Annotated in this window: 25 protein-coding genes and 5 pseudogenes; 8 read left to right on the top strand and 22 right to left on the bottom strand. The window is 57.0% G+C overall.

Going from position 1 to position 24,895, the window contains the following annotated elements; genetic code table 11:
* Positions 1-80, bottom strand: a pseudogene (locus tag HII27_RS24645) (IS6 family transposase); the annotation flags it as partial.
* Positions 81-547: 467 nt separating this feature from the next.
* Positions 548-1,423: a LysR family transcriptional regulator gene (locus HII27_RS24640; RefSeq protein WP_032492461.1), complete on the bottom strand. Its 876-nt coding sequence runs from the start codon at positions 1,421-1,423 to the stop codon at positions 548-550.
* 132 nt (positions 1,424-1,555) lie between these two features.
* Between HII27_RS24640 and HII27_RS24635 the strand changes: the two genes are divergently transcribed.
* Positions 1,556-2,443, top strand: coding sequence for an extended-spectrum class A beta-lactamase SFO-1 (locus HII27_RS24635; RefSeq protein WP_032489477.1), 888 nt, complete (start codon positions 1,556-1,558; stop codon positions 2,441-2,443).
* Positions 2,444-2,492: 49 nt separating this feature from the next.
* On the opposite strand, the pseudogene HII27_RS24630 reads toward HII27_RS24635, so the two are convergent.
* A pseudogene (locus tag HII27_RS24630) lies at positions 2,493-2,702 on the bottom strand (integrase core domain-containing protein); the annotation flags it as partial.
* A 358-nt stretch (positions 2,703-3,060) separates the two neighbouring features.
* Positions 3,061-3,282, bottom strand: a pseudogene (locus HII27_RS24625) (integrase core domain-containing protein); the annotation flags it as partial.
* A gap of 97 nt (positions 3,283-3,379) precedes the next feature.
* On the opposite strand from HII27_RS24625, the pseudogene HII27_RS27030 reads away from it, so the two are divergent.
* Positions 3,380-3,541 (top strand): annotated as a pseudogene (locus HII27_RS27030) (DUF6500 family protein).
* A 56-nt stretch (positions 3,542-3,597) separates the two neighbouring features.
* Here the strand turns inward: HII27_RS27030 and HII27_RS27295 are convergent.
* The 3 genes and pseudogenes from HII27_RS27295 to HII27_RS24615 all read right to left on the bottom strand — a co-directional run.
* Positions 3,598-3,757 (bottom strand): annotated as a pseudogene (locus tag HII27_RS27295) (recombinase family protein); the annotation flags it as partial.
* A 184-nt stretch (positions 3,758-3,941) separates the two neighbouring features.
* Positions 3,942-4,106: a hypothetical protein gene (locus HII27_RS24620; protein ID WP_154590091.1), complete on the bottom strand. Its 165-nt coding sequence runs from the start codon at positions 4,104-4,106 to the stop codon at positions 3,942-3,944.
* A gap of 183 nt (positions 4,107-4,289) precedes the next feature.
* Entirely contained in the window at positions 4,290-7,175 is a 2,886-nt protein-coding gene (locus HII27_RS24615; RefSeq protein WP_058671249.1) for a Tn3 family transposase, read from the bottom strand.
* A 125-nt stretch (positions 7,176-7,300) separates the two neighbouring features.
* Here HII27_RS24615 and HII27_RS24610 point away from each other — a divergent pair, with 125 nt between their 5' ends.
* The 3 genes from HII27_RS24610 (at position 7,301) to HII27_RS24600 (ending at position 9,620) form a co-directional block, all read left to right on the top strand.
* Positions 7,301-7,915 carry a recombinase family protein gene (locus HII27_RS24610; protein WP_000904906.1) on the top strand — a complete coding sequence of 205 codons (615 nt, stop codon included), beginning with the start codon at positions 7,301-7,303 and terminating at the stop codon, positions 7,913-7,915.
* 65 nt (positions 7,916-7,980) lie between these two features.
* Entirely contained in the window at positions 7,981-8,784 is an 804-nt protein-coding gene (aph(3'')-Ib, locus tag HII27_RS24605) for an aminoglycoside O-phosphotransferase APH(3'')-Ib (protein WP_031943936.1), read from the top strand.
* The gene (locus HII27_RS24600) at positions 8,784-9,620 is read left to right on the top strand and encodes an aminoglycoside O-phosphotransferase APH(6)-Id (RefSeq protein ID WP_000480968.1); all 837 of its coding nucleotides are present in this window, start codon (positions 8,784-8,786) and stop codon (positions 9,618-9,620) included. The genes aph(3'')-Ib and HII27_RS24600 overlap by 1 nt, the downstream gene beginning before the upstream one ends.
* Before the next feature lie 160 nt (positions 9,621-9,780).
* Here HII27_RS24600 and HII27_RS24595 read toward each other — a convergent pair whose 3' ends face one another.
* The 4 genes from HII27_RS24595 to HII27_RS24580 form a co-directional block, all read right to left on the bottom strand.
* Positions 9,781-10,062 carry a DUF427 domain-containing protein gene (locus tag HII27_RS24595; protein ID WP_003464986.1) on the bottom strand — a complete coding sequence of 94 codons (282 nt, stop codon included), beginning with the start codon at positions 10,060-10,062 and terminating at the stop codon, positions 9,781-9,783.
* 67 nt (positions 10,063-10,129) lie between these two features.
* A complete protein-coding gene (gene grxC / locus HII27_RS24590; RefSeq protein ID WP_005005995.1) occupies positions 10,130-10,402 on the bottom strand; it encodes a glutaredoxin 3 in 273 nt (90 codons plus the stop codon).
* A gap of 453 nt (positions 10,403-10,855) precedes the next feature.
* Positions 10,856-11,602, bottom strand: coding sequence for a ferredoxin reductase (locus tag HII27_RS24585; RefSeq protein WP_002118292.1), 747 nt, complete (start codon positions 11,600-11,602; stop codon positions 10,856-10,858).
* A complete protein-coding gene (locus tag HII27_RS24580; RefSeq protein ID WP_003464980.1) occupies positions 11,595-12,197 on the bottom strand; it encodes a sulfite oxidase-like oxidoreductase in 603 nt (200 codons plus the stop codon). The genes HII27_RS24585 and HII27_RS24580 overlap by 8 nt, the downstream gene beginning before the upstream one ends.
* A gap of 467 nt (positions 12,198-12,664) precedes the next feature.
* On the opposite strand from HII27_RS24580, the gene HII27_RS24575 reads away from it, so the two are divergent.
* Positions 12,665-13,135: a TlpA family protein disulfide reductase gene (locus tag HII27_RS24575; RefSeq protein ID WP_003464979.1), complete on the top strand. Its 471-nt coding sequence runs from the start codon at positions 12,665-12,667 to the stop codon at positions 13,133-13,135.
* A gap of 325 nt (positions 13,136-13,460) precedes the next feature.
* Here HII27_RS24575 and HII27_RS24570 read toward each other — a convergent pair whose 3' ends face one another.
* The 3 genes from HII27_RS24570 to HII27_RS24560 form a co-directional block, all read right to left on the bottom strand.
* A complete protein-coding gene (locus HII27_RS24570) occupies positions 13,461-13,754 on the bottom strand; it encodes a DUF1330 domain-containing protein (protein WP_010591688.1) in 294 nt (97 codons plus the stop codon).
* 58 nt (positions 13,755-13,812) lie between these two features.
* Positions 13,813-14,244 (bottom strand): GlcG/HbpS family heme-binding protein, encoded by a 432-nt coding sequence (locus HII27_RS24565; protein WP_005006001.1) that lies wholly within the window; start codon positions 14,242-14,244, stop codon positions 13,813-13,815.
* 72 nt (positions 14,245-14,316) lie between these two features.
* Positions 14,317-15,330: a zinc-binding alcohol dehydrogenase family protein gene (locus HII27_RS24560; protein WP_002118279.1), complete on the bottom strand. Its 1,014-nt coding sequence runs from the start codon at positions 15,328-15,330 to the stop codon at positions 14,317-14,319.
* Between the two features lie 75 nt (positions 15,331-15,405).
* On the opposite strand from HII27_RS24560, the gene HII27_RS24555 reads away from it, so the two are divergent.
* On the top strand, positions 15,406-15,573 hold the full coding sequence (locus HII27_RS24555; RefSeq protein WP_016487060.1) for a hypothetical protein: 168 nt from the start codon (positions 15,406-15,408) through the stop codon (positions 15,571-15,573).
* Between the two features lie 204 nt (positions 15,574-15,777).
* On the opposite strand, the gene HII27_RS24550 is transcribed toward HII27_RS24555, so the two are convergent.
* The 4 genes from HII27_RS24550 to msrB all read right to left on the bottom strand — a co-directional run bounded on the left by HII27_RS24550 (position 15,778) and on the right by msrB (position 18,572).
* A complete protein-coding gene (locus HII27_RS24550) occupies positions 15,778-16,746 on the bottom strand; it encodes a magnesium and cobalt transport protein CorA (protein WP_003464971.1) in 969 nt (322 codons plus the stop codon).
* Positions 16,743-17,447, bottom strand: a complete 705-nt coding sequence (locus HII27_RS24545) for a glutathione S-transferase N-terminal domain-containing protein (RefSeq protein WP_003464969.1) — start codon at positions 17,445-17,447, stop codon at positions 16,743-16,745. The genes HII27_RS24550 and HII27_RS24545 overlap by 4 nt, the downstream gene beginning before the upstream one ends.
* Before the next feature lie 140 nt (positions 17,448-17,587).
* A complete protein-coding gene (gene msrA / locus HII27_RS24540) occupies positions 17,588-18,127 on the bottom strand; it encodes a peptide-methionine (S)-S-oxide reductase MsrA (protein WP_003464967.1) in 540 nt (179 codons plus the stop codon).
* A gap of 1 nt (position 18,128) precedes the next feature.
* Entirely contained in the window at positions 18,129-18,572 is a 444-nt protein-coding gene (gene msrB, locus HII27_RS24535) for a peptide-methionine (R)-S-oxide reductase MsrB (protein WP_003464965.1), read from the bottom strand.
* Between the two features lie 128 nt (positions 18,573-18,700).
* Here msrB and HII27_RS24530 point away from each other — a divergent pair, with 128 nt between their 5' ends.
* Complete coding sequence (locus tag HII27_RS24530; protein WP_001809438.1) at positions 18,701-19,732, top strand: IS630-like element ISAhy2 family transposase; 1,032 nt, start codon at positions 18,701-18,703, stop codon at positions 19,730-19,732.
* 277 nt (positions 19,733-20,009) lie between these two features.
* Here the strand turns inward: HII27_RS24530 and HII27_RS24525 are convergent, their stop codons facing one another.
* The 4 genes from HII27_RS24525 to istA all read right to left on the bottom strand — a co-directional run bounded on the left by HII27_RS24525 (position 20,010) and on the right by istA (position 24,890).
* Positions 20,010-21,026: an IS30 family transposase gene (locus HII27_RS24525; protein WP_090523474.1), complete on the bottom strand. Its 1,017-nt coding sequence runs from the start codon at positions 21,024-21,026 to the stop codon at positions 20,010-20,012.
* A 92-nt stretch (positions 21,027-21,118) separates the two neighbouring features.
* The gene (locus HII27_RS24520) at positions 21,119-22,240 is read right to left on the bottom strand and encodes an ISAs1-like element ISPa60 family transposase (RefSeq protein ID WP_113994897.1); all 1,122 of its coding nucleotides are present in this window, start codon (positions 22,238-22,240) and stop codon (positions 21,119-21,121) included.
* A 354-nt stretch (positions 22,241-22,594) separates the two neighbouring features.
* A complete protein-coding gene (gene istB, locus HII27_RS24515; RefSeq protein ID WP_113994896.1) occupies positions 22,595-23,398 on the bottom strand; it encodes an IS21-like element ISPst3 family helper ATPase IstB in 804 nt (267 codons plus the stop codon).
* A complete protein-coding gene (gene istA, locus HII27_RS24510) occupies positions 23,391-24,890 on the bottom strand; it encodes an IS21-like element ISPst3 family transposase (protein ID WP_024012635.1) in 1,500 nt (499 codons plus the stop codon). Before istA ends, istB begins: the two co-directional genes overlap by 8 nt.
* Positions 24,891-24,895 lie beyond the last annotated feature (5 nt).

Below are 24,895 nucleotides of genomic sequence, written 5' to 3'. Positions count from 1 at the left end.
CTGATGCCGTATTTGCAGTACCAGCGTACGGCCCACAGAATGATGTCACGCTGAAAATGCCGGCCTTTGAATGGGTTCATGTGCAGCTCCATCAGTAAAAGGGGATGATAAGTTTATCACCACCGACTATTTGCAACAGTGCCTTTGTGAGCCGTCGGAGTGCTCATGACAAGGCGAAGCCGCAGTCGGGGTGTATCTCCGCGTTAGCGAGCCGTAAGGGCTGCTTACGGGCGTGTTATTCAATACCTTCAGTGATATATCCTACAGCAACTCAGGACTCTAGTTACAACATAATCCATCACAGGCAACGCGCCTGCTTTTGGCTCCCCTAATACCTGTGTCTTCAGCCAAGATGATGACAGTTATCGGGGGGCATTCAGGTTCCGTTAAATCCCGTTACCTGTTCCTGAATGTTTGAACGGACATGTCCTGTCTCTGTTTGTTTTCGGAAGCCCGCATTTCTTCCGAAAAACCATTTTTTTGCTACCCGCCTGACTCACCACAAGCAATAAGTCTGGAAACCCGAGGGGCACAGCATGCTGCGCCCCTACGTATTATCTTCTGCCGCTTCTTTCAGTAACCATTCGCTAAATATTTCCATCGCCGGGGTCATTGCTTTCGATTTTAAATGGGTTAACCAGTAACTGCCCATATTGATTTCGGTAGCAAATGGGCGCACCAGCTGCGCGGTGGTTAGCTCCCGGACAAACATTTTCGCTGGGGCTAATGCCACACCGCCGGAATGGATAGCGCTCTCGATCATCAGACGGGATGAGTCAAAGATGGCGCCATTCACTCTCACAGCCTGCAAGCCAGCGGCAGCAAACCAGTTTTCCCACTCTTCAGCACGGTAAGAACGCAGTAAATCCTCTTGCAGCAGATCGGCTGGGGTAACGAGCCGCTTAGCCGTAGCTGGCGTGCACAATACGGTCAGCGGAGCATTAAACAGCATCTCGTTATGGGTTGATGGCCACAAACCCGTGCCAAAACGGATGGCGAAATCAAGCCCTTCGGCGGCCAGATTAACAACGTTGTTGTTGGTGCGCAGCCGCAGTTTGACAAAAGGATGCTCTTGCCTGAACCGATCGAGACGTGGTAACAGCCAGCCCACGGCAAAAGTGCCGACGGCAGCCACGGTAAGCACCTCCTGGAACTGCCCCCCTTCAAACTGCCGGAAGGCTTTTTCAATATGGCCAAAGGCGTCGGTTAACACGGCAAACAGCGCCCGTGATTCCTCTGTCATTTCTAAACCACGGGGTAATCGTTTAAACAGCACCATGCCCAGGCGCTCTTCAAGCAGCCGAACCTGTTGGCTAACGGCAGCCTGGGTAACATAGAGCTCCAGCGCTGCCCGAGTGAAACTCAAATGTCTGGCAGAGGCTTCAAAAGCACGTAGAGCATTCAGGGGAGGGTTAGAACGCATAGGTATTATCCAAAAGATTTTCTTTATGTTAGAGAAAATTCTTGTCGCTTGTCAATAACGGTCTAAAAGAAGATAGTTCTCGCCATCTGCAGAACAACCCGCTGAGTTAATCCATTTTATGTGAGGCAAAACATGGTTAAAAATACATTACGTCAAACCACCCTGATGGTCGCTACGGTTATGCCGCTGCTGTTCGGTAGCGCACCATTATGGGCTCAATCCGCTAATGCCAAAGCAAATATTCAGCAGCAACTGTCCGAGCTCGAGAAAAACTCCGGTGGCCGCCTTGGCGTGGCGCTGATCGATACCGCCGATAATTCGCAGATCCTGTATCGTGGGGATGAACGTTTTCCCATGTGTAGCACTAGCAAGGTGATGGCGGTGTCGGCGTTGTTAAAACAGAGCGAGATGGATAAAAATCTTTTGGCTAAGCGGATGGAAATCAAACAATCCGATCTGGTCAACTACAACCCGATCGCCGAAAAACACCTGGATACCGGGATGACCCTTGCAGAGCTCAGTGCCGCCGCCATCCAGTACAGTGACAACACGGCGATGAACAAGATCCTTGAGCATCTTGGCGGCCCGGCAAAAGTGACAGAGTATGCGCGTACTATTGGTGATAAAACCTTTCGTCTCGATCGTACCGAGCCTACTTTAAATACTGCCATTCCCAGCGATAAGCGTGACACTACCTCGCCGCTGGCGATGGCAAAAAGCCTGCAAACCCTAACTTTGGGCAAGGCGCTGGGTGAACCACAGCGTGCTCAACTGGTTGAATGGATGAAGGGGAACACTACCGGCGGAGCCAGCATTCGCGCAGGTCTGCCAGCCACGTGGGTGGTCGGTGATAAAACCGGCAGTGGTGATTACGGTACCACTAACGATATCGCCGTGATTTGGCCAGCGAACCACGCACCGTTGGTGTTGGTAACCTATTTCACTCAGCCACAGCAGAATGCAGAAGCCCGCAAAGACGTGTTGGCTGCTGCCGCTAAAATTGTCACCGAAGGGCTTTGAATCAGGGATATGCACCGCGTATCTGCGCCGGGATTTCGACTGACTAGTCCTAGCATAGGTTGACACTTTTATGCCTGTAAAACGCCTGATGCACCGTATCGGGCGTTTTGTATTTTAGTGCCTAGTGAGGCTGAACTCTGTTGTAAATTGCTATTGATTCCCTCACCATCTTTCTTGCCTGCTACAGATCTGCCGGGCGTGACAGCAAAAACTTCGTCTTCAGTATCTCGTTGGCCTTTTCCGCCAATGCGTTCTGATAGGCTTTGTCGCATTAAGGGTTTCGCGCACATTTCCACGATAATGCTAACGTGGTCGGTAAAAATCTTTTATTTTCATTATATTGACCTTTTAAAAAAACCGACTGCCGACATTCACATTTTCGACTCTTCGATGATTTTATTGACCGTGGAACGTGCGATACTTATCATCTTTGCTATTTCTGTCGCTCCGGTTTCCTTTGACCTTCTCCCCGTTGATTCATACACACCGATGATAGTAATGTCTTCATATTGACGCGCTCCCAGTATGTGATCCATTCATAATTAGGAATATCCGGCTTCTGACCCCGCCCCCGAATATGCTCCAGTCATAATCAGGAATAACCGGCTTCATGTTGGTTACATATTCTGGCAACCGACAGATTTTTCTGCAAATTCGGACGGGGTCATCCATCCCAGAGTAGAATGGGGACGCTTCTGGTTATAGTGTATGCGCCAAGCCTCGATTTTGGACCGGGCATCTTCCAGCGACATGAACCAGTTTTCATTCAGGCACTCCTGCCGTAGCCTGCCATTGAACGACTCCACAGTCGCATTGTCCGTTGGGGTTCCCGGGCGTGAGGATCTTTAACCAATTCTGCCCATTCGACAGCGTCTGAGAGCATGTGTCCTCAGCAACTATAAGAGAAAGATAATGAGAGCCAGCATTTGAGCGAAGATTGTGAAGGTATGTGAAGCTAAGACAGCGGCAAAAGGGGATGATGTTGGCGTGTCATTTTATGCTTTTTTTGCCAACAAGAATGATGACCCGGAATTACTCATGTAAGTAGCCGAATGGTGGATCATGGAGATGAAGCTGGATCACTTTGAAAAAGCCTGAAAAATCATATCCCTTTTGTAATATAGTTGTAACTTAACTACTCCACTGCTGACAGAGTTTTCCTTTGCAGTAACTGAAATCGTACATATCAGAGAGGGACTGTAACCTGTCGCATCGGCTGTTTCGCGGATACTTAGTTTTTTAATACAGAACTTTCTCGTACCGCTCCTAGTCAGCCTGTTTACCCTGATATTTCCACATATTATGTGCGTGTTTATTCCGCGAAGTGAGGATGAAAAAAGCATTACGGCGTAAGCCGTAATAATCTCTCACCCTGCCAAGCTTGAACAATCCCAATTTAAGCCACGAAGAAGGTTATGTGAGTCGTCGGAGTGGTCCAGAGTAAGCCTTAATCGGGGCGTATCTCCGCGTTAGCGTGCCGTAAACCGTCCGATCGCAGTCAGTCGTGAAAACAGCCGCTGAACGCCAGTACGCGCATGTAAACCGTCAGATACTGCTCGTTGAGATTGCGCAGGAAATCAGCGACCAGCGCATCAACCAGCGCGGGACATCCGTCGTGATACTTAACTTCCAGAGCTCGAATATGCAGGCGCAAGTCGCTCATGGTGCTGGATAGCGCAGCCAGATCGTCACGCAGTTGTATATGTCCCTGATAATTTATTACGAAGCCTACGGCAGATCGTCGTTAGCGGCCGGGTACTGCTCCAGCAGTTCGTTACCGATATACCCAGAGCCTGTACGCCTCGCCCTATAAGGGGTCGTTTGCGGGAGGGGGCGGAATCCTACGCTAAGGCTTTGGCCAGCGATATTCTCCGGTGAGATTGATGTGTTCCCATCCGAGCGGCGAAACATGGGCCAAGAGATCGGGCGATAGCAGCTTTCCATCGCGTTTCTGGTTTGCAACGACCTCGCCGAGCTTCATGGTGTTCCAGAAGATGATGATGGCGGCGAGCAGATTCATGCCGGCGATGCGGTAATGCTGGCCTTCGGCGGAACGGTCGCGGATTTCACCGCGGCGGTGGAAGCTGATTGCCCGCTTCAGCGCATGATGAGCTTCGCCTTTGTTGAGCCCGATCTGGGCACGCCGTTGGAGTTCGGCATCCAGAATCCAGTCGATCATGAACAGGGTGCGCTCGACGCGACCGACTTCCCGCAGGGCTGTCGCGAGCTCGTTCTGCCGCGGATAGGAGGCGAGTTTCCGCAGAATCTGGCTTGGCGCGACGGTCCCGGCAGCAATGGTGGCGGCGATGCGCAGGATGTCGGGCCAATTGCGCTCGATCATGGCTTGGTTGACCTTTCCGCCGATCAACGCTCGCAGGTGCGCCGGGGCGGCCGACGGATTGAACGCGTAGAGCCGTTTGGATGGCAGGTCGCGGATGCGCGGAGCGAACCGGTAGCCGAGAATGGCACATGCGGCAAAGACGTGATCGGTGAAGCCGCCCGTGTCGGTGAACTGCTCGCGGATATGGCGTCCAGCATCGTTCATCAGCAGGCCATCGAGGATGTAAGGCGCTTCGCTTGCCGTTGCAGGAATCACCTGGGTTGCGAACGGCGCATATTGGTCGGAGACGTGGCTATAGGCTTTCAGGCCCGGGGTATTGCCATATTTCGCGTTGACCAGGTTCATGGCCTCACCTTGCTCTGTAGCGACGAAGAACTGTCCGTCGCTCGAAGCCGACGTGCCCATGCCCCAGAACCGGGCCATGGGTAACGCTGCCTGTGCCTCGACCACCATGGCCAGCGCCCGGTCATAGGCTTCGCCCTCGACATGCCACCGTCCAATGCGGATCAATTCCCAGAAGGTGTGGGTGTTTGTCGCATCCGCCATTTTGCGCAAGCCGAGGTTGATCCCTTCCGCCAAGATAACGTTCATTAGCCCGATCCGGTCAGCGCAGGGTGCTCCTGTGCGCAGATGGGTGAACGCTTCGGTGAAGCCGGTCGCCGCATCCACCTCCAGCAGGAGATCGGTGATGCGCGTGGGCGGGATCTGCTTGTAGAGATCGAGCACCAGATCTTCGGCGCCTGTCGGCGCGGCGGCTTCGAGTTTCTCGATATGCAGAACGCCGTTTTCAATCGACCCGCCCGGGATCGTGCCTGCGCGAGCGGCACGGCCAAGCTCGCGCAACCGCATGTCGAGGCGAGCTTGCCGGTCTGCCAGCCATTCCTCCGGCCGCAATGGCACAGCGAGACGACCGCCTTCCGCGATGGATTGTGCCGGAACGAGTGCGTGTTTCAGATCGCCATAGCGCCGGGACCTAGTAAGCCAGACATCTCCGGAGCGGAACGCATCGCGCAGATGGAACAGCACCGCGATCTCCCATAGGCGAGCGTCGCCAGCCCTCTGGGCCCGAAGGTGGCGATGCCATTTCGAGCTGGGCCGCAAGAAGCTGGTCATCGCGGCATCGTTCAAACCGGTACGAAGGGCCGTCACCGCTTCCAGAAGCGGCAGTGCAACGGGCGCAGCTCGCAGATCGAGCAGGCGCAACATGCGTGGAGCGTATCGGCGGAAGCGGTGATAACCGTCGAGCACATGATTGAGCGGATCGTCGGCCATGGTGGCGGTCAGCCTGGTTGCCATTGCAACAAGGGTTTTTAAGCCGTCCCACCCTGACCCACTCGCGATGACATCGCCCAGCGGCTGGCCATCATCCTGTGCATCGACCAGGGCGCCCCCGATCTCGGCGAAGGATTTCAGGGTGTCACGCACCACCCCCGCTTCGTCTGCGACCTTTGCATGGCAAATACGCTCCGAAGCACGGTAGAGACGGCCGACGATCCGGTCGTGGGTTTCGACCACTGCGTCGGCCAACATCGCCTGCCATTCCGAGACGCAAACAGCCAAGATCGCAAGCCGCCTGTCCTCCGGGAGATCGCGCATGCCGTCGGCATAATACCGTTCACCCTGCCTGCGCAGACGAGTCACCCGATGGGCAGGAACGCCGGCAAGCAGATCCTCGGGGAGATCGATGCGTTGCAGATATTCGAGCCGGTCGAGCAGCCGGTTGGCCGACGAAGAGTTCGAGCCAGGCTCGAACTGGCGCAGCCACACAAAACGGGTCACCCGATCATCAGCCGTCTCCTCGAGCAATGCCAGCAACTGTTCTCGGATCGACATAGGCAGCCGACTGGCGATCCTCGTCTCGATGCGTCGCTCGGCATCGACGAGAGCCGCGGCACAAAGCCGCTCGATCGTGGATGTCGCGGGAAGGACAGTGCGGGTGCGTCGGCACTCGGCTACGAAGCGACGGGCGATATCCTCGTTCGACACCGCCATCTCCGCTTCTCGGAACAACCATTCCTTCAGCTCGCTCGCACCACGCCCGGAGAAGGTGCGGAAGCCGTAGAGCCCCCGTAACTCGGCAAGATGCTCGTGCCGTGTTTCCTCGCGGGCAGCATAGTCTACGAGATCGTCGGCACCCAGGCCAAGCTGCGCTCCGATAAATTCGATGACCTCTGCAGGGATCAGTTCGCCTGGAGCCAGCACCCGGCCGGGATAGTGCAGGACACACAATTGCAGGGCGAAGCCGAACCTGTTGTGAACGCGCCGACGCAGCCTGATATGCCCAAGGTCTTCATCACTCAGCGTATAGTGCTTGAGCAAATCCGTCTGTGAAGTCGGCAAGCGCAACAGCGCGTCTTTCTGCCGATCGGTTAGAGTGACGCGACGCGGCATACATGTTCCTTTTTCAAAATCTGATAGCGTTCAAGACGCTTTATTTATGAAGCTGGTTGAGATACATTTCCAGAGGTCAATGCAATCGTGGCCGAAGCGCCGCCTCAAACCAACGTTTGTGATACATGCTGATCGGATATGCCCGCGTCTCCAAAGCCGATGGCTCGCAGTCTCTGGACCTGCAGCACGACGCCTTGCGCGCCGCAGGTGTCGAACGGGACAATATCTATGATGATCTTGCTTCCGGCGGTCGTGATGATCGCCCTGGCTTGACTGCCTGCCTCAAGTCATTGCGTGACGGCGATGTGCTGGTGGTCTGGAAGCTCGATCGCCTCGGACGATCGCTTGCCCATCTGGTCAACACGGTGAAGGAGCTGTCAGACCGCAAGATCGGCCTGCGGGTTCTGACTGGAAAGGGCGCTCAGATCGACACCACGACTGCGTCCGGTCGCATGGTGTTCGGAATCTTCGCCACCTTGGCCGAGTTCGAGCGGGATCTGATCCGAGAGCGCACCATGGCGGGTCTCGCCTCCGCGAGAGCGCGCGGTCGCAAGGGCGGACGAAAATTCGCGCTCACCAAAGCTCAGGTGCGTCTCGCGCAAGCCGCCATGGCCCAGCGCGATACTTCAGTTTCCGATCTCTGCAAGGAACTCGGCATCGAGCGCGTCACTCTCTACCGATATGTCGGTCCCAAAGGCGAGCTCAGAGACCATGGAAAGCATGTTCTCGGACTTACGTAGCAACTCGTTTCTTTTCGCAGGTTGAGCCACCTCCGCGCTTCATCAGAAAACTGAAGGAACCTCCATTGAATCGAACTAATATTTTTTTTGGTGAATCGCATTCTGACTGGTTGCCTGTCAGAGGCGGAGAATCTGGTGATTTTGTTTTTCGACGTGGTGACGGGCATGCCTTCGCGAAAATCGCACCTGCTTCCCGCCGCGGTGAGCTCGCTGGAGAGCGTGACCGCCTCATTTGGCTCAAAGGTCGAGGTGTGGCTTGCCCCGAGGTGATCAACTGGCAGGAGGAACAGGAGGGTGCATGCTTGGTGATAACGGCAATTCCGGGAGTACCGGCGGCTGATCTGTCTGGAGCGGATTTGCTCAAAGCGTGGCCGTCAATGGGGCAGCAACTTGGCGCTGTTCACAGCCTATCGGTTGATCAATGTCCGTTTGAGCGCAGGCTGTCGCGAATGTTCGGACGCGCCGTTGATGTGGTGTCCCGCAATGCCGTCAATCCCGACTTCTTACCGGACGAGGACAAGAGTACGCCGCAGCTCGATCTTTTGGCTCGTGTCGAACGAGAGCTACCGGTGCGGCTCGACCAAGAGCGCACCGATATGGTTGTTTGCCATGGTGATCCCTGCATGCCGAACTTCATGGTGGACCCTAAAACTCTTCGATGCACGGGTCTGATCGACCTTGGGCGGCTCGGAACAGCAGATCGCTATGCCGATTTGGCACTCATGATTGCTAACGCCGAAGAGAACTGGGCAGCGCCAGATGAAGCAGAGCGCGCCTTCGCTGTCCTATTCAATGTATTGGGGATCGAAGCCCCCGACCGCGAACGCCTTGCCTTCTATCTGCGATTGGACCCTCTGACTTGGGGTTGATGTTCATGCCGCCTGTTTTTCCTGCTCATTGGCACGTTTCGCAACCTGTTCTCATTGCGGACACCTTTTCCAGCCTCGTTTGGAAAGTTTCATTGCCAGACGGGACTCCTGCAATCGTCAAGGGATTGAAACCTATAGAAGACATTGCTGATGAACTGCGCGGGGCCGACTATCTGGTATGGCGCAATGGGAGGGGAGCAGTCCGGTTGCTCGGTCGTGAGAACAATCTGATGTTGCTCGAATATGCCGGGGAGCGAATGCTCTCTCACATCGTTGCCGAGCACGGCGACTACCAGGCGACCGAAATTGCAGCGGAACTAATGGCGAAGCTGTATGCCGCATCTGAGGAACCCCTGCCTTCTGCCCTTCTCCCGATCCGGGATCGCTTTGCAGCTTTGTTTCAGCGGGCGCGCGATGATCAAAACGCAGGTTGTCAAACTGACTACGTCCACGCGGCGATTATAGCCGATCAAATGATGAGCAATGCCTCGGAACTGCGTGGGCTACATGGCGATCTGCATCATGAAAACATCATGTTCTCCAGTCGCGGCTGGCTGGTGATAGATCCCGTCGGTCTGGTCGGTGAAGTGGGCTTTGGCGCCGCCAATATGTTCTACGATCCGGCTGACAGAGACGACCTTTGTCTCGATCCCAGACGCATTGCACAGATGGCGGACGCATTCTCTCGTGCGCTGGACGTCGATCCGCGTCGCCTGCTCGACCAGGCGTACGCTTATGGGTGCCTTTCCGCAGCTTGGAACGCGGATGGAGAAGAGGAGCAACGCGATCTAGCTATCGCGGCCGCGATCAAGCAGGTGCGACAGACGTCATACTAGATATCAAGCGACTTCTCCTATCCCCTCGGAACACATCAATCTTACCGGAGAATATCGTTGGCCAAAGCCTTAGCGTAGGATTTCGCCCTCTCCCGCAAACGACCCCTAATTGAGATGTCGGCGCCCGCATGGCTATCAGCGAAGTCGTCCGTCCAGTCTGCTAGGCAACGTCCACGCCTTTCCAGAAAGCGATGTAATCCCGGATACCCTCGGCATCCGGAGTGGGGGCGGGATAGGTCCAAGCGGCGTTCACGTTGAGCGCGTCACCCGCGCGAACATGAAAGAAGCGCGCGGCGCCTTTGATCGGACAGACAGATGTGTGCGGGCTCATCTCAAGCAGGCTCAGGTCGACTCCTGACGGTGGGAAGTAGTGATTTCCCTCGACGATGACTGTTTCGTCGCTTGTGGCGATAGTAGTGTCTTTCCAGATGGCTGAGACCAACGGACTCTCCTTTTGTATTCATCAACCGGCGAAGGCTCGCGGGCTGGCTGCCCCAAGCCGCACCTCCTCAGGTGGCAGGCGGGTTGCGCCCGAGAAGTTTGTCGAGCTCGCCTCTGACATCGAGCGCGAATAGCTCATCGGAGCCACCGATAAGGGTGCCATTGATGAAGATCTGCGGCACGGAGCTTCGCCCCGACGCTTCCGCCATGGCCTGCCGGTGAGCCGGATCCGCCTCAATATCGAGCTCCTTCCATCGCACGCCCTTTTCCTTGAGGAGCGCCTTCGCTCGGCGGCAGAACGGGCACCAATTCGTGGTGTACAGCAATACATCAGTTGTCATATTGCATCTCCGGCAGTTGCACGCGGATCGCTGTCATGGCGTTGATCTCCAATTCGCGGCGTTCAAAGATGGCGACTGCACCTTGGCCGACATCGGAGCAGATGCTGACGATTGGCCGCTATCCAGGCGACATGGCCCAAAGTGCTTTCACCGCCAGGCAGAGGCCGCACGCGCCTCCTGTAGCGCCGAGCCGATGCTCTAAGGTAACCGAGCCTCGATTGGGACGGAAGCGGTCCCGCTCGAATCGCCCATCATGCTGGTCGAGCATATCAGGACGACGGATAGTGCAGGAACTTTCAAATTGAGCTTGATGTCGAGCCAGGTATCGCGAGCGAAGGCGTTCTAGAGGCCGGGGGGTACGAAGACTGTGTTCGGCAAAACGGTTCACGTTGATCGCCAAAGCTTCCCAGGGCGCACGTCTACGATCGGCGCGACGTGAGATAGCTCGCGCCGCTAGCCCCCGTAGCGCTCCGTCTTGATGATGGAGGCGTCCAAGCCCGCCAGCAGCGCGCTATCGGTTGCGATGTTGACGAATCCGTTAGACCCGCAGACGAACACTTGCGTCGGCTTTCCCTGAAGCCTGGTTAGAATTTCTTGGACCATCATGCCGTCGATCCGTCGCGCAAAGTCCGATGCGCGAACCGGTTTCTCGCGCGTAATCGCGAGCGCCAGGACGAACGCCGGATCGCTGATTTCGATGCAATGAAGTTCTTCTGAGAAGAGAACGTCCTCGGCGGTTCGTGCGGACAGGAGCAACGCTGTCGGAACGGCTTGGGCCAATGCGCGGCGCTGCCGGATCATTGCCATCAACGGCACGAGGCCGGAGCCTCCCCCGATCAACAGAACCGGATCTATGGCAGGCTCAGGCCAAAGGAAATGGCCACCGAGCGGACCGCGAACTTCGATTTCGTCACCAATCGCCGCGATGTCGTGAAAAAACGGCGAAACTTCGGCATCCGGCATGCGCTCGATAGCTATCTCGACGATCGGGGTCGAAACTGCCGATGACGCGATCGAGTAGCTGCGCATTGCACTGTAGCCGTCGGGCGCGGTCAGCCGGATATCGACGTGCTGACCTGCGGTGTGCGCGAACGGCTTGCTCAACCGAAGGAAGAAGCTCTTGATACTCGGTGTTTGCTGGATGATGTCGTCGATCACGCATGATTGCCACGAACGGACTTGCGCTTCGTTTTCAGTCATGGGTGTATCGTTGTTCGCGCCACGGATCGCCGTAGATGTGATAGCCGTGCAGCTCCCAAAAGCCGGCCTCGTCACGCGTCGTGAATTGCAGCGCATTCACCCATTTGGCGGATTTCCAGAAGTAAAGGTGCGGCACTAGAAGACGCGCCGGCCCCCCATGATCGCGGGAAAGTGGCTTGCCCGCATAACTGAGGGCGACCATCGCTTTCCCGGAAAGCAGATCCGTCAGAGGGACGTTTGTCGAATAATTATCGTAGCAGTGCGCCAAGACGAAATCGGTAGGCCGATCAAGCTCTGCATCTGCAAGGATGTCTTCAATGAGTACACCCTCCCAAACGGTATCCAGTTTGGACCAAGAGGTGACGCAGTGAATATCCTTTGTCACCTGGGTCTTTGGTAGAGTGTTGAATTCGCCCCAATTCCACGTTTTGACGGGCTTCGGACCAATTTTGACTGTGAATTTCCAGTCGGAGGGCTCTACCCTCGGCGTAGGGCCGGCCGACAGAACAGGGAAATCCTCCACCAGATGCTGACCTGGCGGAATCCGATCGGACTGGTCGCCTGAACCGCGACCGGTGAAACCTCTGGTGACCATAGTGACCCCTCTTGCTCGATACGGCAGACCGAAGCCGGCCTTCATTTCAGTACTCTGCGTAAAGCATTTGCCCGCACATCCGCCGAATAAGCCAATCGACTAAAAATCAGATACAGATGCTCTATCATCGTAAAAAATCGCGTATCGAACATAGCGTCAGGCCAGCATGATTCCCAATACCCAATGGCTATAGGGTAGATAACCCCAAGGCTGCGTACGCTGATCTGCGGTATGCGGAGCGGAAGTTGCAGGTTCGCTCTCAAACGGATGGGCAGCGTGCAAAGCTCAAGGCTCACCAGCGCATGGTTGCCCAGTTCGCGCTCGCCGGCAGCTTGAGTATATTAAGGACGAAATGTCGATCTGATCTATTCTGGCTTCAGGAAATAGGGAAAATAAGGTCGGACGTTCGCGCACCGTCGCGACGCGCGATCATCCACTAAGCTTCTGTATCGGGGTTGGAGGATCAGATGAACGAGATCGAACGACAAGCGCCTGAGCTGCGGGTGCAAAAATGGATTGGCAAAGATGGGGAAAGTATCGCGCCGTTCAAACTGTCAGATATCGGGCCCGGCCCGAAAATCTTGTTTGCCTTCCAGCATTGGTGCCAAGGTTGCCATTTGCATGGGTTTCCGACGCTACAAAAGTTGCATGCAGCGTTGAGCTCAAAAGACGTGGGGTTCGCAGTGATCCAGACCGTCTTCGAAGGAACGCATGAGAATACCTTCGAGAAGTTGCGCGTGAACCAGCTCAAGTATGAGCTTCCTATCGTTTTCGGTCACGACGAGCAACCGACCGGCTCGCCGTTTCCAACCTTCATGGAAGACTACCGCACACGAGGAACTCCGTGGTTTACGGTTATCGACGCTGGCGGTAGCATTGTTTTCTCGGACTTCCATCTCGACGCGGAGCGACTAGTGAAGCAACTTGAGCAAGGTTAATCGTTGGAAGGTGGGCAATCATCCTGATTGCCACCCATCCCCTGATGCCCACTACAGGCGTTGCGCGCTGTAACTCTGTTGATCAGCGTGCGAAAACCCGGATCCGGATAGGAGGAGCGTCAACGATTGAATCAATCCGTTGGGAGAGGGCGGCTCCGCTCCGTCAGCTCGGCAATAGATAACCCATTCTCGCCGAGCAACTCTCTGATCCGATCGACGATATGAGCCCCTAGCGCCGCTGTCTTGGTCCCCCCCACAGATTCCCAAGATGCGAGTTCACACGCCGATACCTCGTGGTCAGCGCCGAAGTGCTTCTGTCGGTATGTCACCGCCGCCCTTCAATGATAAAGGCGCGGTAACGGGAACCGGCAAAGCGTTGAGCAGCGATGGTTTGGTAGGCGGGACTGTCATACCAGTCGCGAGCGGCCTGCATCGTCGGGAAACGCAAGATTACGGCCCCTTCGATGGGCGGCCCCTCCAAATGCTGGATCGCGCCATAAGCGGCGAGAAAGGTAACGTCGTGACCATCGAACGATGGTCCGACGCCTGCAGAATAGGTTGCGAGTGCATGTGGGTCGCTGGTTTCTTCCCGCGTAAAGACGACGAACGCTTCCATCATTAGGCCTCTCAAAGGTTGGATCTGTTGGCCATTACCACCGGTGATGGCCTCACAGTCGTCAGGCTGGCAACTGGAACCCGATTTTCATGAGTGCCTCGACGCACGCATCCTGATCCTGCTGATAGTTGCCTCCGGAGATGCCTATGCCGCCGATCAACTTCCCATCCTCCAGAATCGGATAACCGCCGCCGACAGCGACCATCCGAGGGCGATAGGCTAGCGGCGCCACTTTTGGATCGTTGGTCACATAGTCGTTCCAGACATGGGTCGGGAACCCAAACGAGGCGGAACTCCAGGCCTTGTCGATGGCAACATCGACGGTAAGGAACGGCGCATCGTCGGTGCGCTCGAACGCGCGCAGGTTACCGGTGGCGTCGACGACGGCGACGGCAGCCGGGATGCCGATGGCACGGGCCGCAGCGAGCGCCGCGTCGATGAGGGCGACTGCGGTTTCGCGGTTGATCGAGGCGGTGGCAATAGATTTGGTCATGGGATTCTCATCGCTGGGGCATAACCCGTTCGGCTTTTTGAGGTTGGACAAGATGTTTGGCGATCGCGGTCGTTAGAAGCCTTCGAGGACGATCTTGCCTTTAGCCGCGCCACTTTCGATCAGTGCATGCACCGTCTTCAGATTGGCGGCATTGATCGGCGACAGTCGCCGGGTCAGCGTCGTGCGGATTTTGCCGTCGTCAACCAGCGCTGCCATCGCATCCAGAATCTCGCCCTGCTCATTCATGTCGGGCGTGCCGTAGATCGACCGCGTGAACATCAGCTCGTGGTGGATCGACACCGCCTTGCGCTTGAAAACCATGATATCGAATGCCTTGGGATCGTCGATCAGTCCGAACCGTCCTTGTGGGGCGATCAGTTCGGCGATGTCGGCGACATGTTGCTCGGTATGCGTGGTCGAAAAGACGAAAGCGGGAGCACCGATGCCGAGTTCGGCGATCTGTGGCGCGAGCGGACGAGAATGGTCGATGACGTGGTGAGCTCCAAGCCCTCTTACCCACTCTTGGGTTTCCGGTCGAGAGGCTGTGGCGATGACGGTGAGGTCCGTGCGCTGTCGCGCGATCTGGACGGCGATCGACCCAACCCCGCCCGCGCCACCGATGATGAGGATCGCCTCCGCCGCACCGGGTACGGGCTTCGCCACGTCCAGGCGGTCGAACATCGCCTCCCAGGCCGTCAACGTCGTCAGCGGCAGCGCCGCCGCTTCCGCCCAGGAGAGCGACGCAGGTTTGTGACCGACAATCCGGGCGTCGACGAGATGGAACTCCGCATTGGTACCGGGCCGTGTGATCGATCCGGCATAATAGACCTCGTCGCCTAACTCGAACTGCGTGACGTCGGGGCCGACCTCGCGCACAATCCCGGCGGCATCCCATCCCAGCACCTTCCAATCGCCATCTGCCGGCGGCGTGCTGTTGCGGACCTTGTAGTCGACCGGGTTGACCGAGACGGCCTTCACCTCAACCAGGATATCGTATCCTGCAGCGACAGGCCGAGGCAGATTGATGTCGACCAGCGCGGCATCCGCGGCGATGGGTCCCGGAACCTTGTAACCAATGGCTTTCATAAATGTCTCCAGCTTGCTTGATCGGATGACGCGAATGCTCGTTAGTCAACTTCTTCTACATTGAGGTCCCGACTCTTGAACTGGGTCGCGGTAGCAGATTTCATCGAACACGTCGATCAACAGGCCCTTATGCTCGGTCGCCGGATCGGTGATCGCGTAGAGGGTGGAGGCGTTATCGCCATCATCACCGCTTCCGAGGCGAAACGCCGCGTCGACGCAGATGCCGCACGGACCGATGGTTGATCCTGGCTCGAGATCGACGAGATTGCTGTCCTTGACGCGCTATTCGCGGTCTTAGCCCTTGGCGATGAAGGACTGAACTGCTTGTAGAGCGTCGGTCAGCTGCTATGTCATGGACGCACCTTCATCTTGAGTTGGATTGGACAAGCTTCCGTATAAGGCCCGCTGTAACCGTCAGATGACGGCGAAGAAAACGATGGGCAGTATTCACAGCCACTTAGCCTTCTTGAAGCGCACAAATAGGAAAACGCACGATATCGCTATCACTCCGAGCACGACAAAGTATCCGTAGGCCGTGTCCAGCTCCGGCATGTGCTTAAAGTTCATGCCGTATATTCCAGCGATCGCCGTCGGGACTGCCAGTATTGCCGCCCAAGCCGCCAGCTGGCGGGTGATCACCCCCGTCCTTTGCGCTTCAAGAAGGCTGCTGGCCTCAAAGACCGTGGACAGGACAAGCAGGAGGCCGTCGACCATGGACTGCACGCGGTGGACATGGTCCGCGACGTCGTGGAAATATGGTGTCATTTCGGCGCTGATGCAGGGAAAGTGGCCGCGAACGAGCTTTCGCACCAGCTCGGCCATAGCCCCGAGCGTGCGCTGGAACCGCGTGAGTTCGGACCTTAGTTCGAAGATTCGCGCCACCTCTTCTGGCCCGAGGAAATCGTGCAGCGACCGTCGCTCCATCGCCAGGACGTCGTCCTCGATCATTTCGAAGATGGGCAGATACTGGTCGACCACGCGATGCAAGATCGCGTGCAGCACATAGTCGACACCCTTGCCGAACTGCGTCGGCGATGCCTCGAGTTGCTCCCGAAGTTTGCCCAGCGCTCCGGCATTGCCGTGCCGCACGGTGATAAGGTGATTGTGACCGGTGAAGATCGCCATCTTGCCGTAGCTGATCCGGTCGCCGACCAGCTCGGCGGTCTGCGCGACGACGTACAACTCATCGTTGTAGACCTCGAGCTTGGGCGGGCACAGCGGGTGCATCGCGTTGTCGATCGCCAACGGATGAAGATTATATGTCCTTTGGATCGCGAGTAGTTCCTCGGGGGTGGGTTCGCTAAGCGCGATCCAGCAGAAGCCCGAGCGACTCTCGCCCAACTTGACGTGCTCATCGAGCGCGATTTCGCGAACTCGCTTGCCTTCGTTGTAATAATAGGCGGCGATGATGCTCATGCTGGCCTCGCGGGAATGTGGAGGCCACGCTGGACGGCCGGTCGAGCCAGCCCGCGTCCAAGCCATGCGCGGACGTTCGAAAAGCTGCTGAGGCCAAGGATGTCACCCGCAGCGTAGAATTCCACCAGCGCATTCACCCAGCCGAGCGTCGCGATGTCCGCGATCGAATAGTCGTCGACGATCCAGTCGCGGCCTTCCAGCCGGCGATCCAGAATCCCCAGCAGACGCGTGGATTCGTCGATAAAGCGCTGTTGCGGCCGCTTGTCCTCATAGTCCTTGCCGCCAAATCGCAGGAAGAAGCCGAGCTGACCGAACATCGGCCCGATGGCCGACATCTGAAAGAACACCCACGCTAGGGTCTCGTAACGCTGGCCTGGTTCGGTGGAGATGAACTGACCCGTCTTGTCGGCCAGATAGAGGAGGATCGCACCGGATTCCCATAAGGCGATGGGTCTACCGTCAGGGCCAGCCGGATCGATGATCGCCGGTATGCGTCCGTTCGGGTTCAGCGACACGAACGCCGGATCCTTCGACTCGTTGTTCGAGATGTCGATCAGGTGGGGCTCGTACGCCAGGCCAGTCTCCTCAAGCATGATCGAGACCTTGACGCCATTGGGCGTAGGGGCTGCGTAGAGTTGCAGGCGATCGGGATGAGATGCCGGCCAGCGCTGCGTGATCGGAAAGGACGAGAGGTCTGGCATAAATCTGCGATCCTGGTGTTGCGATGGCGACTGACTGGAACGAGCCGTCACTCTGAAGTAGGGTTCGATGACCGCGTCGCTGAACGACGCGGTCACGAAGATTGCGGACCGGATCGGCGCAGTGGCAACGGCAGTGAAGCCTATTCCGCCGCGGTCCCGGCCGCTGGCTGTACGTCGTCAACCTTTTGGCGCTTCGGAAGCACCCAGCCGGGACGGACGAAGTGGCAGGTGTAGCCGCCCGGGCGCTTCTCCAGATAATCCTGGTGATCGGGCTCGGCCTCCCAGAACTCGCCGACCGGCTGGACCTCGGTCACCACTTTGCCATCCCACAGCCCCGAGGCATCCACATCGGCGATCGTATCCTCGGCGACGCGCTTCTGCTCCTCGTCGACATAATAGATGCCCGACCGGTAGGAGAGCCCACGATCATTGCCCTGGCGGTTCAGCGTCGTCGGATCGTGGATCTGGAAGAAGAATTCCAGGATGTTCCGGTAGCTCGTCACTGTCGGGTCGAAGACAATCTCGATCCCCTCGGCATGCGTGCCGTGATTACGATACGTGGCGTTCGGAATATCGCCGCCCGTGTAACCCACACGGGTCGAGATGATGCCGGGCCGCTTGCGGATCAGATCCTGCATGCCCCAGAAACATCCTCCTGCGAGAACAGCGCGCTGATGCATGTTAAGCCTCCTCTACTTGATCGAGATATTCACCGTATCCCTCGGACTCCATCTCGTCGCGCGGGATGAAGCGAAGGGACGCTGAGTTGATGCAGTACCGCAGACCGCCGCGGTCGGAAGGACCATCGGGGAACACATGGCCGAGATGACTGTCTGCGTGTACTGACCTGACCTCCGTCCGGACCATGCCGTGTGCGCTGTCCCGCACCTCGTTCACGTTTGCCGAAACGATCGGCTTGGTGAAGCTGGGCCAGCCAGTACCCGAATCGAACTTGTCCGTCGAAGCGAACAGTGGCTCTCCCGACACTATGTCGACGTAGATGCCAGGCTCCTTGTTGTCGTTGTACTCGCCCGTGAAGGGCCTTTCGGTGCCCGCCTCCTGGGTAATTCGGTGTTGCTCGGGAGTCAGGTGGTCGATTGCTGTCTGTGACTTTTCAAACTTCATTACAGTCTCCAATACTTATCTAAATAGCTGTTCCGAATAGTAGATCACCGGAGGAAGGGAACTCAGTCCAGTTTGTGCGATCTGATTAGTCGCTAAACAAAACAAGCCACACCCAAAGGACTGAGTTGATGCCTATCCTACCACCTCTGCCACGACCACAACGGCGCCGCATTCACAAAATCATCCATGCCACCCGTGATAAAGGACATGCTCGTCGCTTGATGGCCATCTTGCTGTTACATGAAGGACGCACGATCACCGATGTTCATCACCTTACCGGCGCTGCGCGCTCGACCATCGGTCGTTGGCTTCGGTGGTATCGAGATGAAGGCATAGATGCGCTAGAAGCCTTACCGGCTGGCCGTGCCCCAGTCTTACCTATCGCCAAGATTGTCACCTTACTGGTGCTGCTCATGCAGTTTTCTCCGCAAGATTTTGGTTATCAGCGCAGCCGTTGGTGTACTGAACTATTGGCTATAAAAATCAATCGATTAACAGGGCTCAATGTGGCAGCCTCCACGCTCCGCCGATGGTTACCTCGTATGGGCATTGTCTGGCGCAGGCCCGTGCCGACCTTGCGGATAAAAGACCCAGCCTATCAGGAAAAAATGGCGAATATCGACGCCGCGCTGGCCCGCTGTGATGCCGATAATCCGGTGTTTTATGAGGATGAAGTCGATATAGACCTCAATCCCAAATTAGGAGCCGACTGGATGTTCAGAGCGCAGCAAAAGCGGGTTGTCACACCGGGGCAGAATGCCAAGCATTATCTGGCAGGCGTTCTCCACGCAGGCAACGGAAGGGTACTTTACGTCAGCGGGATCAAGAAAAACTCATCGCTGTTTATTGCCATGCTGGAAAAGCTGCGCCACCACTACCGACGAGCCAAAACCATCACGTTGATCCTCGATAACTACATCATTCACAAAAGCAAACAGACCGAGCGATGGTTGAAGAAGAATCCCAAGTTCTGCCTGGTGTTCCAGCCAGTTTACAGCCCTTGGGTTAATCACATAGAACGGCTATGGCACAAGTTACATGAAACCATCACGCGCAATCATCAATGCAGAGGGATGGCAAACCTGCTGGCCCGAGTGAAACACTTCATGGATACCGTGTCTCCTTTCCCGGGGAATGGCTATGGCACAGCGAAGGTGTAGCACTATTGGGATCAGTTATTTAGAGGGCCAGGCACGCTACCGCTAATTTTTTATGTCTCCTGATTTGCTCCTACAATGGTAGTGGGATGGCAAACGAGGTTTTACTAAGTGTTGGAAAATTAGAGATTTAAATTTCGCGTCTATTAGTTCTAGCGCAACTGAGTGGTTAAGCAAGTACGTAATCAGTAAATATTAAAAAAATAACACAAAAGCACGATTATATAATACAGTGTCAGTGTTTTATGATAGGCGGTTGCAGGGGCTGAGTGCAACACGGTTATTGAATTGAAGCAGGCGCAGCATGATGCATTCCTACCACCTCTGTCATGACTTCAATCGGGCACTTCCAGTTGAAGCGTTTGCGCGGGCGAATGTTCATCAGGTAAGCGATCTCATCCAGCTGCTCCTGGCTGTGTACCGACAGATCTGTGCCCTTGGGCAGGAACTGGCGAATCAAGCCGTTGATGTTCTCGTTACTGCCTCGCTGCCAAGGGCTATGCGGGTCGCAGAAGTAAATGGCTACACCAGTGTTTTGCGTGATCTCGGCGTGCTTGGCCATCTCCCGGCCCTGGTCGTAAGTCATGCTCTTGCGCACCGCCAACGGCATCCGATTAAGCGCTGCACTGAAGCCCTCCATCGCCGACGTGGCCGTCGCGTCGCGCATCTTCACCAGCATCAAGTAGCCGCTGGTCCGTTCAACCAATGTACCGACAGACGATGCATTGGCCTTGCCTTTGATCAGGTCACCTTCCCAGTGTCCTGGCATAAGGCGGTCTTCAATTTCAGGCGGGCGCACGTGAATACTGACCATGTCGGGAATTTGCCCACGACGGTCAACGCCGCCACTGCGAGGTCTTCGCGAGCTCTTGCCCTGACGCAGGCAGATGATCAGCTCCTTACGCAACTCGCCAACCGGCAAGGCGTAGATCGCGTTATAGATGGTCTCACGACAGACGTAGGCGTCTTCAAAACTGGGAATGCTCATGCTGCGCAGCTTGCCGGCAATTTGCTCTGGAGAAAAGCGTTGGCGCAACAGGGCGATAACCAGCTCAAACAGTTCGCTGCCGGGCAGCAACCTTCGCTTCGGCCGACAGGCCTTGCGCCGGGAAAGAGTTCGGCTCTGAGCAGCATGGGCAACGTACGCAGCTTTCGGCCTACTGTTACGACGCAGCTCTCTGCTGACTGTGGATGGACTACGGCCCAACAGACCGGCGATTGCTCGCTGACTCAAGCCGTTCAGCTGGCCGATCTGGATCGTGACGCGTTCTTCAATGCTGAGTTCGTGATAGGACATAGGGCCGACACCTTACCGAAAGGTTCAGGTGTTGCACTCAGTTTCCGCGGCCGCCATAATCAACAACGCCTGTCAAGGCAATCGCATGAAGCTCACCTGAGACCTAATAGTTCAGCCCGATAATCATCAGAGGTTGCAGCAATCAGCCTTCGTGCCTTGATGCCACCCTTGCGCTTGACCGGATCCAACCGGATCAAATTCAATGTAAGTTGCTTGAGAACGGCCATGTTGTGGGCAGCATGCCCGGTTTGGATCCGCATCTGATCGTCACCAAAAATGACATCCATGCACCAGTGGACGCGGTTCTCCACGCCCCAGTGCGCCCTGATGGCATGTGCGATGCGCTCTGCATCCGGAGCAAGACTGCTGATGTAGTAACGGCGCTCCAGGCTGGTCTGGTTGCCCACAGTCCGCTCGGACTCCAGCATCACGAAAGTGCGCAGTCCTGGCCAGCGTTCTGGCTGTGGCAGGCACTGGAGTTGGTCGAAAACATGGCAGCGACGAACCTCCAGCCGGCCATGGTCCTTCTCGACATGCTCGAAGTGCGCATGGGGTACCCGGGCAGGATCGCCGTCCAAAAAGGTGTCAGCGAAGTCATCGATCGCTTCGGCCAGCTTCGGCTGGTTTCCCTTGATGGCCAGCAGATAGTGCGCCCCGCGATCGAGAATGGCCTGTGCAATGTCCGGCTGGGTACCCATGGCATCGATCGTCACGGTGCAGCCCTCAAGCGCCAGTGTGGCCAGCAGCTCAGGAATGGCGGTCTTCTCGTTGGACTTCTGGGAGGTCGCCCTCTGCCCGAGAATCAGCCCTGAATCAGCCGCAAAAGCGCTGACCAGGTGCAACGGGGCCGTGTTTTTCTTGCCGGAGCGGCGACTGGTCTTGCCGTCTAGGGCAACCACTTGCGGAGAAAGGGCCGGTAGGATCGCCGCAACCCAACAGCGGAAGGCCTGCTCGAACTCCTCTGGATCGATCAGGCTGAATAGCCGTCCAAAGGTGTCGTGTGAGGGAATGCCGTGGGGTAGTTTCAGAATACGGCGGAACCAGTCCAGCCGCTGCTCAGCCCAGAGTTCGATTTCGATGAAGGTGTCAGCGCCGGCAAGCACGCCGCAGATAGCCACGACCAGTGTTTCGACCAGGTCGTGACGAATCTTGCCCTGCTGACGGGGATCATTGATGGCGACCAGAACATCGGAGATTGGTATGTGATGCGACATTGCAGGGCATCCTGAGTAGAGAGGCGCTCAGGATGCCCGCTGGGAAAGGACTCATTCAAATCGGCAGGCGTTCATGCGATTGCCCTGCAACGCCTGTTTAGATGCTGGTAGATGCGAATTTTTTGGCGTACAGTCAAAATTTTCTGATGGTTGCTTAGTGTGTTGGCGCTGATGGAAAATTGACCCACCCTGCCGATTGAAATTTGACCCAGGGCGGATTGCTGATTTTGTTACCAGCAACTGTGGATAAGTCTACCAGCGCAGCTGCTGTTGCCCCCACTCCTTCGCTAGCCCAGTTCAGTTGTTTAAGACCTGCCACACGCAGCCATGTAGCAGGCCGTCGTCGCCATGAAATCAGAACGGCTCATCGTCCTCCGGTTCCTGGCCGCCCTTACGCTTTCGCTCCCGTGATTTGATCTTGGCCTGGGCCGCCAAGCTACTGTGTTGCAGGCGATAGGACTCGTTACCGGTTTCGACGATGTGGCAGTGGTGGGTCAGCCGATCCAGCAGGGCGGTGGTCATCTTGGCGTCGCCGAACACGCTCGACCATTCGGCGAAGCTCAGGTTGGTGGTGATCACCACGCTGGTGTGTTCGTACAGCTTGGATAGCAGGTGAAACAGCAACGCACCGCCGGCCTGGCTGAAGGGCAGATAACCCAGTTCGTCGAGGATGACCAGATCCATGCGCAGCAGTGCCTGGGCGATCCGCCCGGCTTTGCCGTCGTGTTTTTCGCGCTCCAGCAGATTGACCAGATCGACCGTGGAGTAGAAGCGCACGCGCTTGCCATGCCGGGTGATGCCGGACACGGCCAGTGCGGTGGCCAGGTGGGTTTTGCCGGTGCCTGGGCCGCCGATCAGCACCACGTTCTGCGCGTTGTCGGTAAAGCTCAGATTGGCCAGCTCGCTGATCAAGCGAGCGTCGGCGCTGGAGGCGCTGAAGTCGAAGCTGGCCAGATCGCGGTGCATCGGCAGCTTGGCCATGTTCATCTGGTGGCTCACCGAGCGCATGGCGCGATCTGTGTGCTCTTGTTCCAGCAGGTGTTCGAGCAGCCACTTGGACGAGGCTGTGTTCGACTCACCCTGTGCAGTTAACTCCGCCCAGGCCGTGGCCATGCCGTGCAGGCGCAGCTCCTTGAGTTCCGCCATCAAATCACGCATGACCGATCTCCTCGGTCTGGCCACGCAGGCGGTCGTAGCGCGCCGTGTTAGCGACGGGGGCTTCCTTGAGCGACAAGTGGGTTTCGACGCTGGGTGGTGGTTCGGTCGCGGCCAGGCGCGCCACGACATTGAGGATGTGTTCGGCGCTCAGGCTGCCGCTTTCCAGTACCAGCTCAACAGCCACCAGCACCGCATCGAGCCCGGCGACCGGTACGGCAGCCAGAACTTGCGCCATGATCCGGTCACCGCCGGCATGACGCCCCAGACCGTGCTTAAGCTGACGCAGCGGCGCCGGCAGATCAGCAAAGGGCGCGCCGTTGCGCAGCGCACCGGGCTTGCGTTCGATCAGCGGGAGGTAGTGCTGCCAGTCATAGCTGACCTGGTCGCGATCCAGCAAGCGGACATGGCTGGCGATCAGCGCGTCGTCAGCCACCACCTCGATTCGCGTCGGATACAAACGGCTGCTGACCCACTTACCCGCATACTCACACGGCACCGAGTAGCGGTTGCGCCCGACGCTGACCAGGCAGGTGCTGGAGACCCGCGCAGGCCGCTCGACGTAACCGTCGAATGGCGCTGGCACAGGCATCAGTTCAGCGCGCTCCAACTCCAGCACTTCGGCCACACTCAGCCCGCTGTATTGAGGGTGCGTCAGCTCGTTCCAAAGCGCGCGGCAGCGCTGGCCCAGCCAGGCATTGAGTTCCTCGAAGGAGTGAAACTGGCAGTCCTGGGCGTCTAGCCAGATACGCCTGCGGCTGTCTTGCACGTTCTTTTCAACGATGCCCTTTTCCCAACCAGCGGCGACGTTGCAGAAGTCCGGATCGAACAGGTAATGCGCGCACATCACCGCAAAGCGCGCATTCACCGCCCGGCCTTTGCCCTTATTGACCTTGTCGACGGCGGTCTTCATGTTGTCGTAGATGCCCCGGCGCGGCACGCCGCCCAAGGAGCCGAACGAGCGTGTATGGGCGTCAAATAACATCTCATGGCCCTGGCTCGGATACGCCACAAGCCAGAACGCACGGCTGGCACACAGCTTCAGATGTGCCACCTGCATACGCCGGTAAATGCCGCCGACCAGCAAGCCTTCCTCGCTCCAGTCAAACTGAAACGCCTCGCCAAGAGCAAAGGTCAGCGGCACAAAGGCCTGCGACGCCTTGCCCTGTCCCCCTCGCCAGGCACGGATAAACGCGGTGAGCTGGCTGTAGCCACCGTCATAACCTTCGGCTTTGATTTGCGCCAACAGCGCCTTGGCACTGCGCCGCTGTTGCTTGGGCCGCAGCGAATCGGCTTTTAGCGCCTGCTCCAGCGTGGCGTGAAAAGGGCTGAGTTTGTTGAAGATCGCGCGGCGTTGGTAGACCGGCGGCTTGGCCTCAGGTGCTCTGACCCACTTGCGAATCGTGTTGCGCGCCAACCCGGTGCGCTTGGCTATCTCATGCAGCGACAGCTTGTCGCGGAAATACATCCGGCGAATTTTGCCCATCATTTCCATACTGA

The sequence above is a fragment of the Kluyvera sichuanensis genome, from assembly GCF_014218705.1.
GTDB classification, from domain to species: domain Bacteria; phylum Pseudomonadota; class Gammaproteobacteria; order Enterobacterales; family Enterobacteriaceae; genus Kluyvera; species Kluyvera sichuanensis.
This window is presented reverse-complemented; position numbering and strand designations above follow the sequence as displayed.

Coding starts and splice junctions, on each gene's coding strand:
- HII27_RS24640 (WP_032492461.1), bottom strand. CDS start 1,423: ATGCGTTCTAACCCTCCCCTGAATGCTCTACGTGCTTTTGAAGCCTCT.
- HII27_RS24635 (WP_032489477.1), top strand. CDS start 1,556: ATGGTTAAAAATACATTACGTCAAACCACCCTGATGGTCGCTACGGTT.
- HII27_RS24620 (WP_154590091.1), bottom strand. CDS start 4,106: ATGAGCGACTTGCGCCTGCATATTCGAGCTCTGGAAGTTAAGTATCAC.
- HII27_RS24615 (WP_058671249.1), bottom strand. CDS start 7,175: ATGCCGCGTCGCGTCACTCTAACCGATCGGCAGAAAGACGCGCTGTTG.
- HII27_RS24610 (WP_000904906.1), top strand. CDS start 7,301: ATGCTGATCGGATATGCCCGCGTCTCCAAAGCCGATGGCTCGCAGTCT.
- HII27_RS24600 (WP_000480968.1), top strand. CDS start 8,784: ATGTTCATGCCGCCTGTTTTTCCTGCTCATTGGCACGTTTCGCAACCT.
- grxC (WP_005005995.1), bottom strand. CDS start 10,402: ATGACAACTGATGTATTGCTGTACACCACGAATTGGTGCCCGTTCTGC.
- HII27_RS24585 (WP_002118292.1), bottom strand. CDS start 11,602: ATGACTGAAAACGAAGCGCAAGTCCGTTCGTGGCAATCATGCGTGATC.
- HII27_RS24580 (WP_003464980.1), bottom strand. CDS start 12,197: ATGGTCACCAGAGGTTTCACCGGTCGCGGTTCAGGCGACCAGTCCGAT.
- HII27_RS24575 (WP_003464979.1), top strand. CDS start 12,665: ATGAACGAGATCGAACGACAAGCGCCTGAGCTGCGGGTGCAAAAATGG.
- HII27_RS24570 (WP_010591688.1), bottom strand. CDS start 13,754: ATGATGGAAGCGTTCGTCGTCTTTACGCGGGAAGAAACCAGCGACCCA.
- HII27_RS24565 (WP_005006001.1), bottom strand. CDS start 14,244: ATGACCAAATCTATTGCCACCGCCTCGATCAACCGCGAAACCGCAGTC.
- HII27_RS24560 (WP_002118279.1), bottom strand. CDS start 15,330: ATGAAAGCCATTGGTTACAAGGTTCCGGGACCCATCGCCGCGGATGCC.
- HII27_RS24550 (WP_003464971.1), bottom strand. CDS start 16,746: ATGAGCATCATCGCCGCCTATTATTACAACGAAGGCAAGCGAGTTCGC.
- HII27_RS24545 (WP_003464969.1), bottom strand. CDS start 17,447: ATGCCAGACCTCTCGTCCTTTCCGATCACGCAGCGCTGGCCGGCATCT.
- msrA (WP_003464967.1), bottom strand. CDS start 18,127: ATGCATCAGCGCGCTGTTCTCGCAGGAGGATGTTTCTGGGGCATGCAG.
- msrB (WP_003464965.1), bottom strand. CDS start 18,572: ATGAAGTTTGAAAAGTCACAGACAGCAATCGACCACCTGACTCCCGAG.
- HII27_RS24530 (WP_001809438.1), top strand. CDS start 18,701: ATGCCTATCCTACCACCTCTGCCACGACCACAACGGCGCCGCATTCAC.
- HII27_RS24525 (WP_090523474.1), bottom strand. CDS start 21,026: ATGTCCTATCACGAACTCAGCATTGAAGAACGCGTCACGATCCAGATC.
- HII27_RS24520 (WP_113994897.1), bottom strand. CDS start 22,240: ATGTCGCATCACATACCAATCTCCGATGTTCTGGTCGCCATCAATGAT.
- istB (WP_113994896.1), bottom strand. CDS start 23,398: ATGCGTGATTTGATGGCGGAACTCAAGGAGCTGCGCCTGCACGGCATG.
- istA (WP_024012635.1), bottom strand. CDS start 24,890: ATGGAAATGATGGGCAAAATTCGCCGGATGTATTTCCGCGACAAGCTG.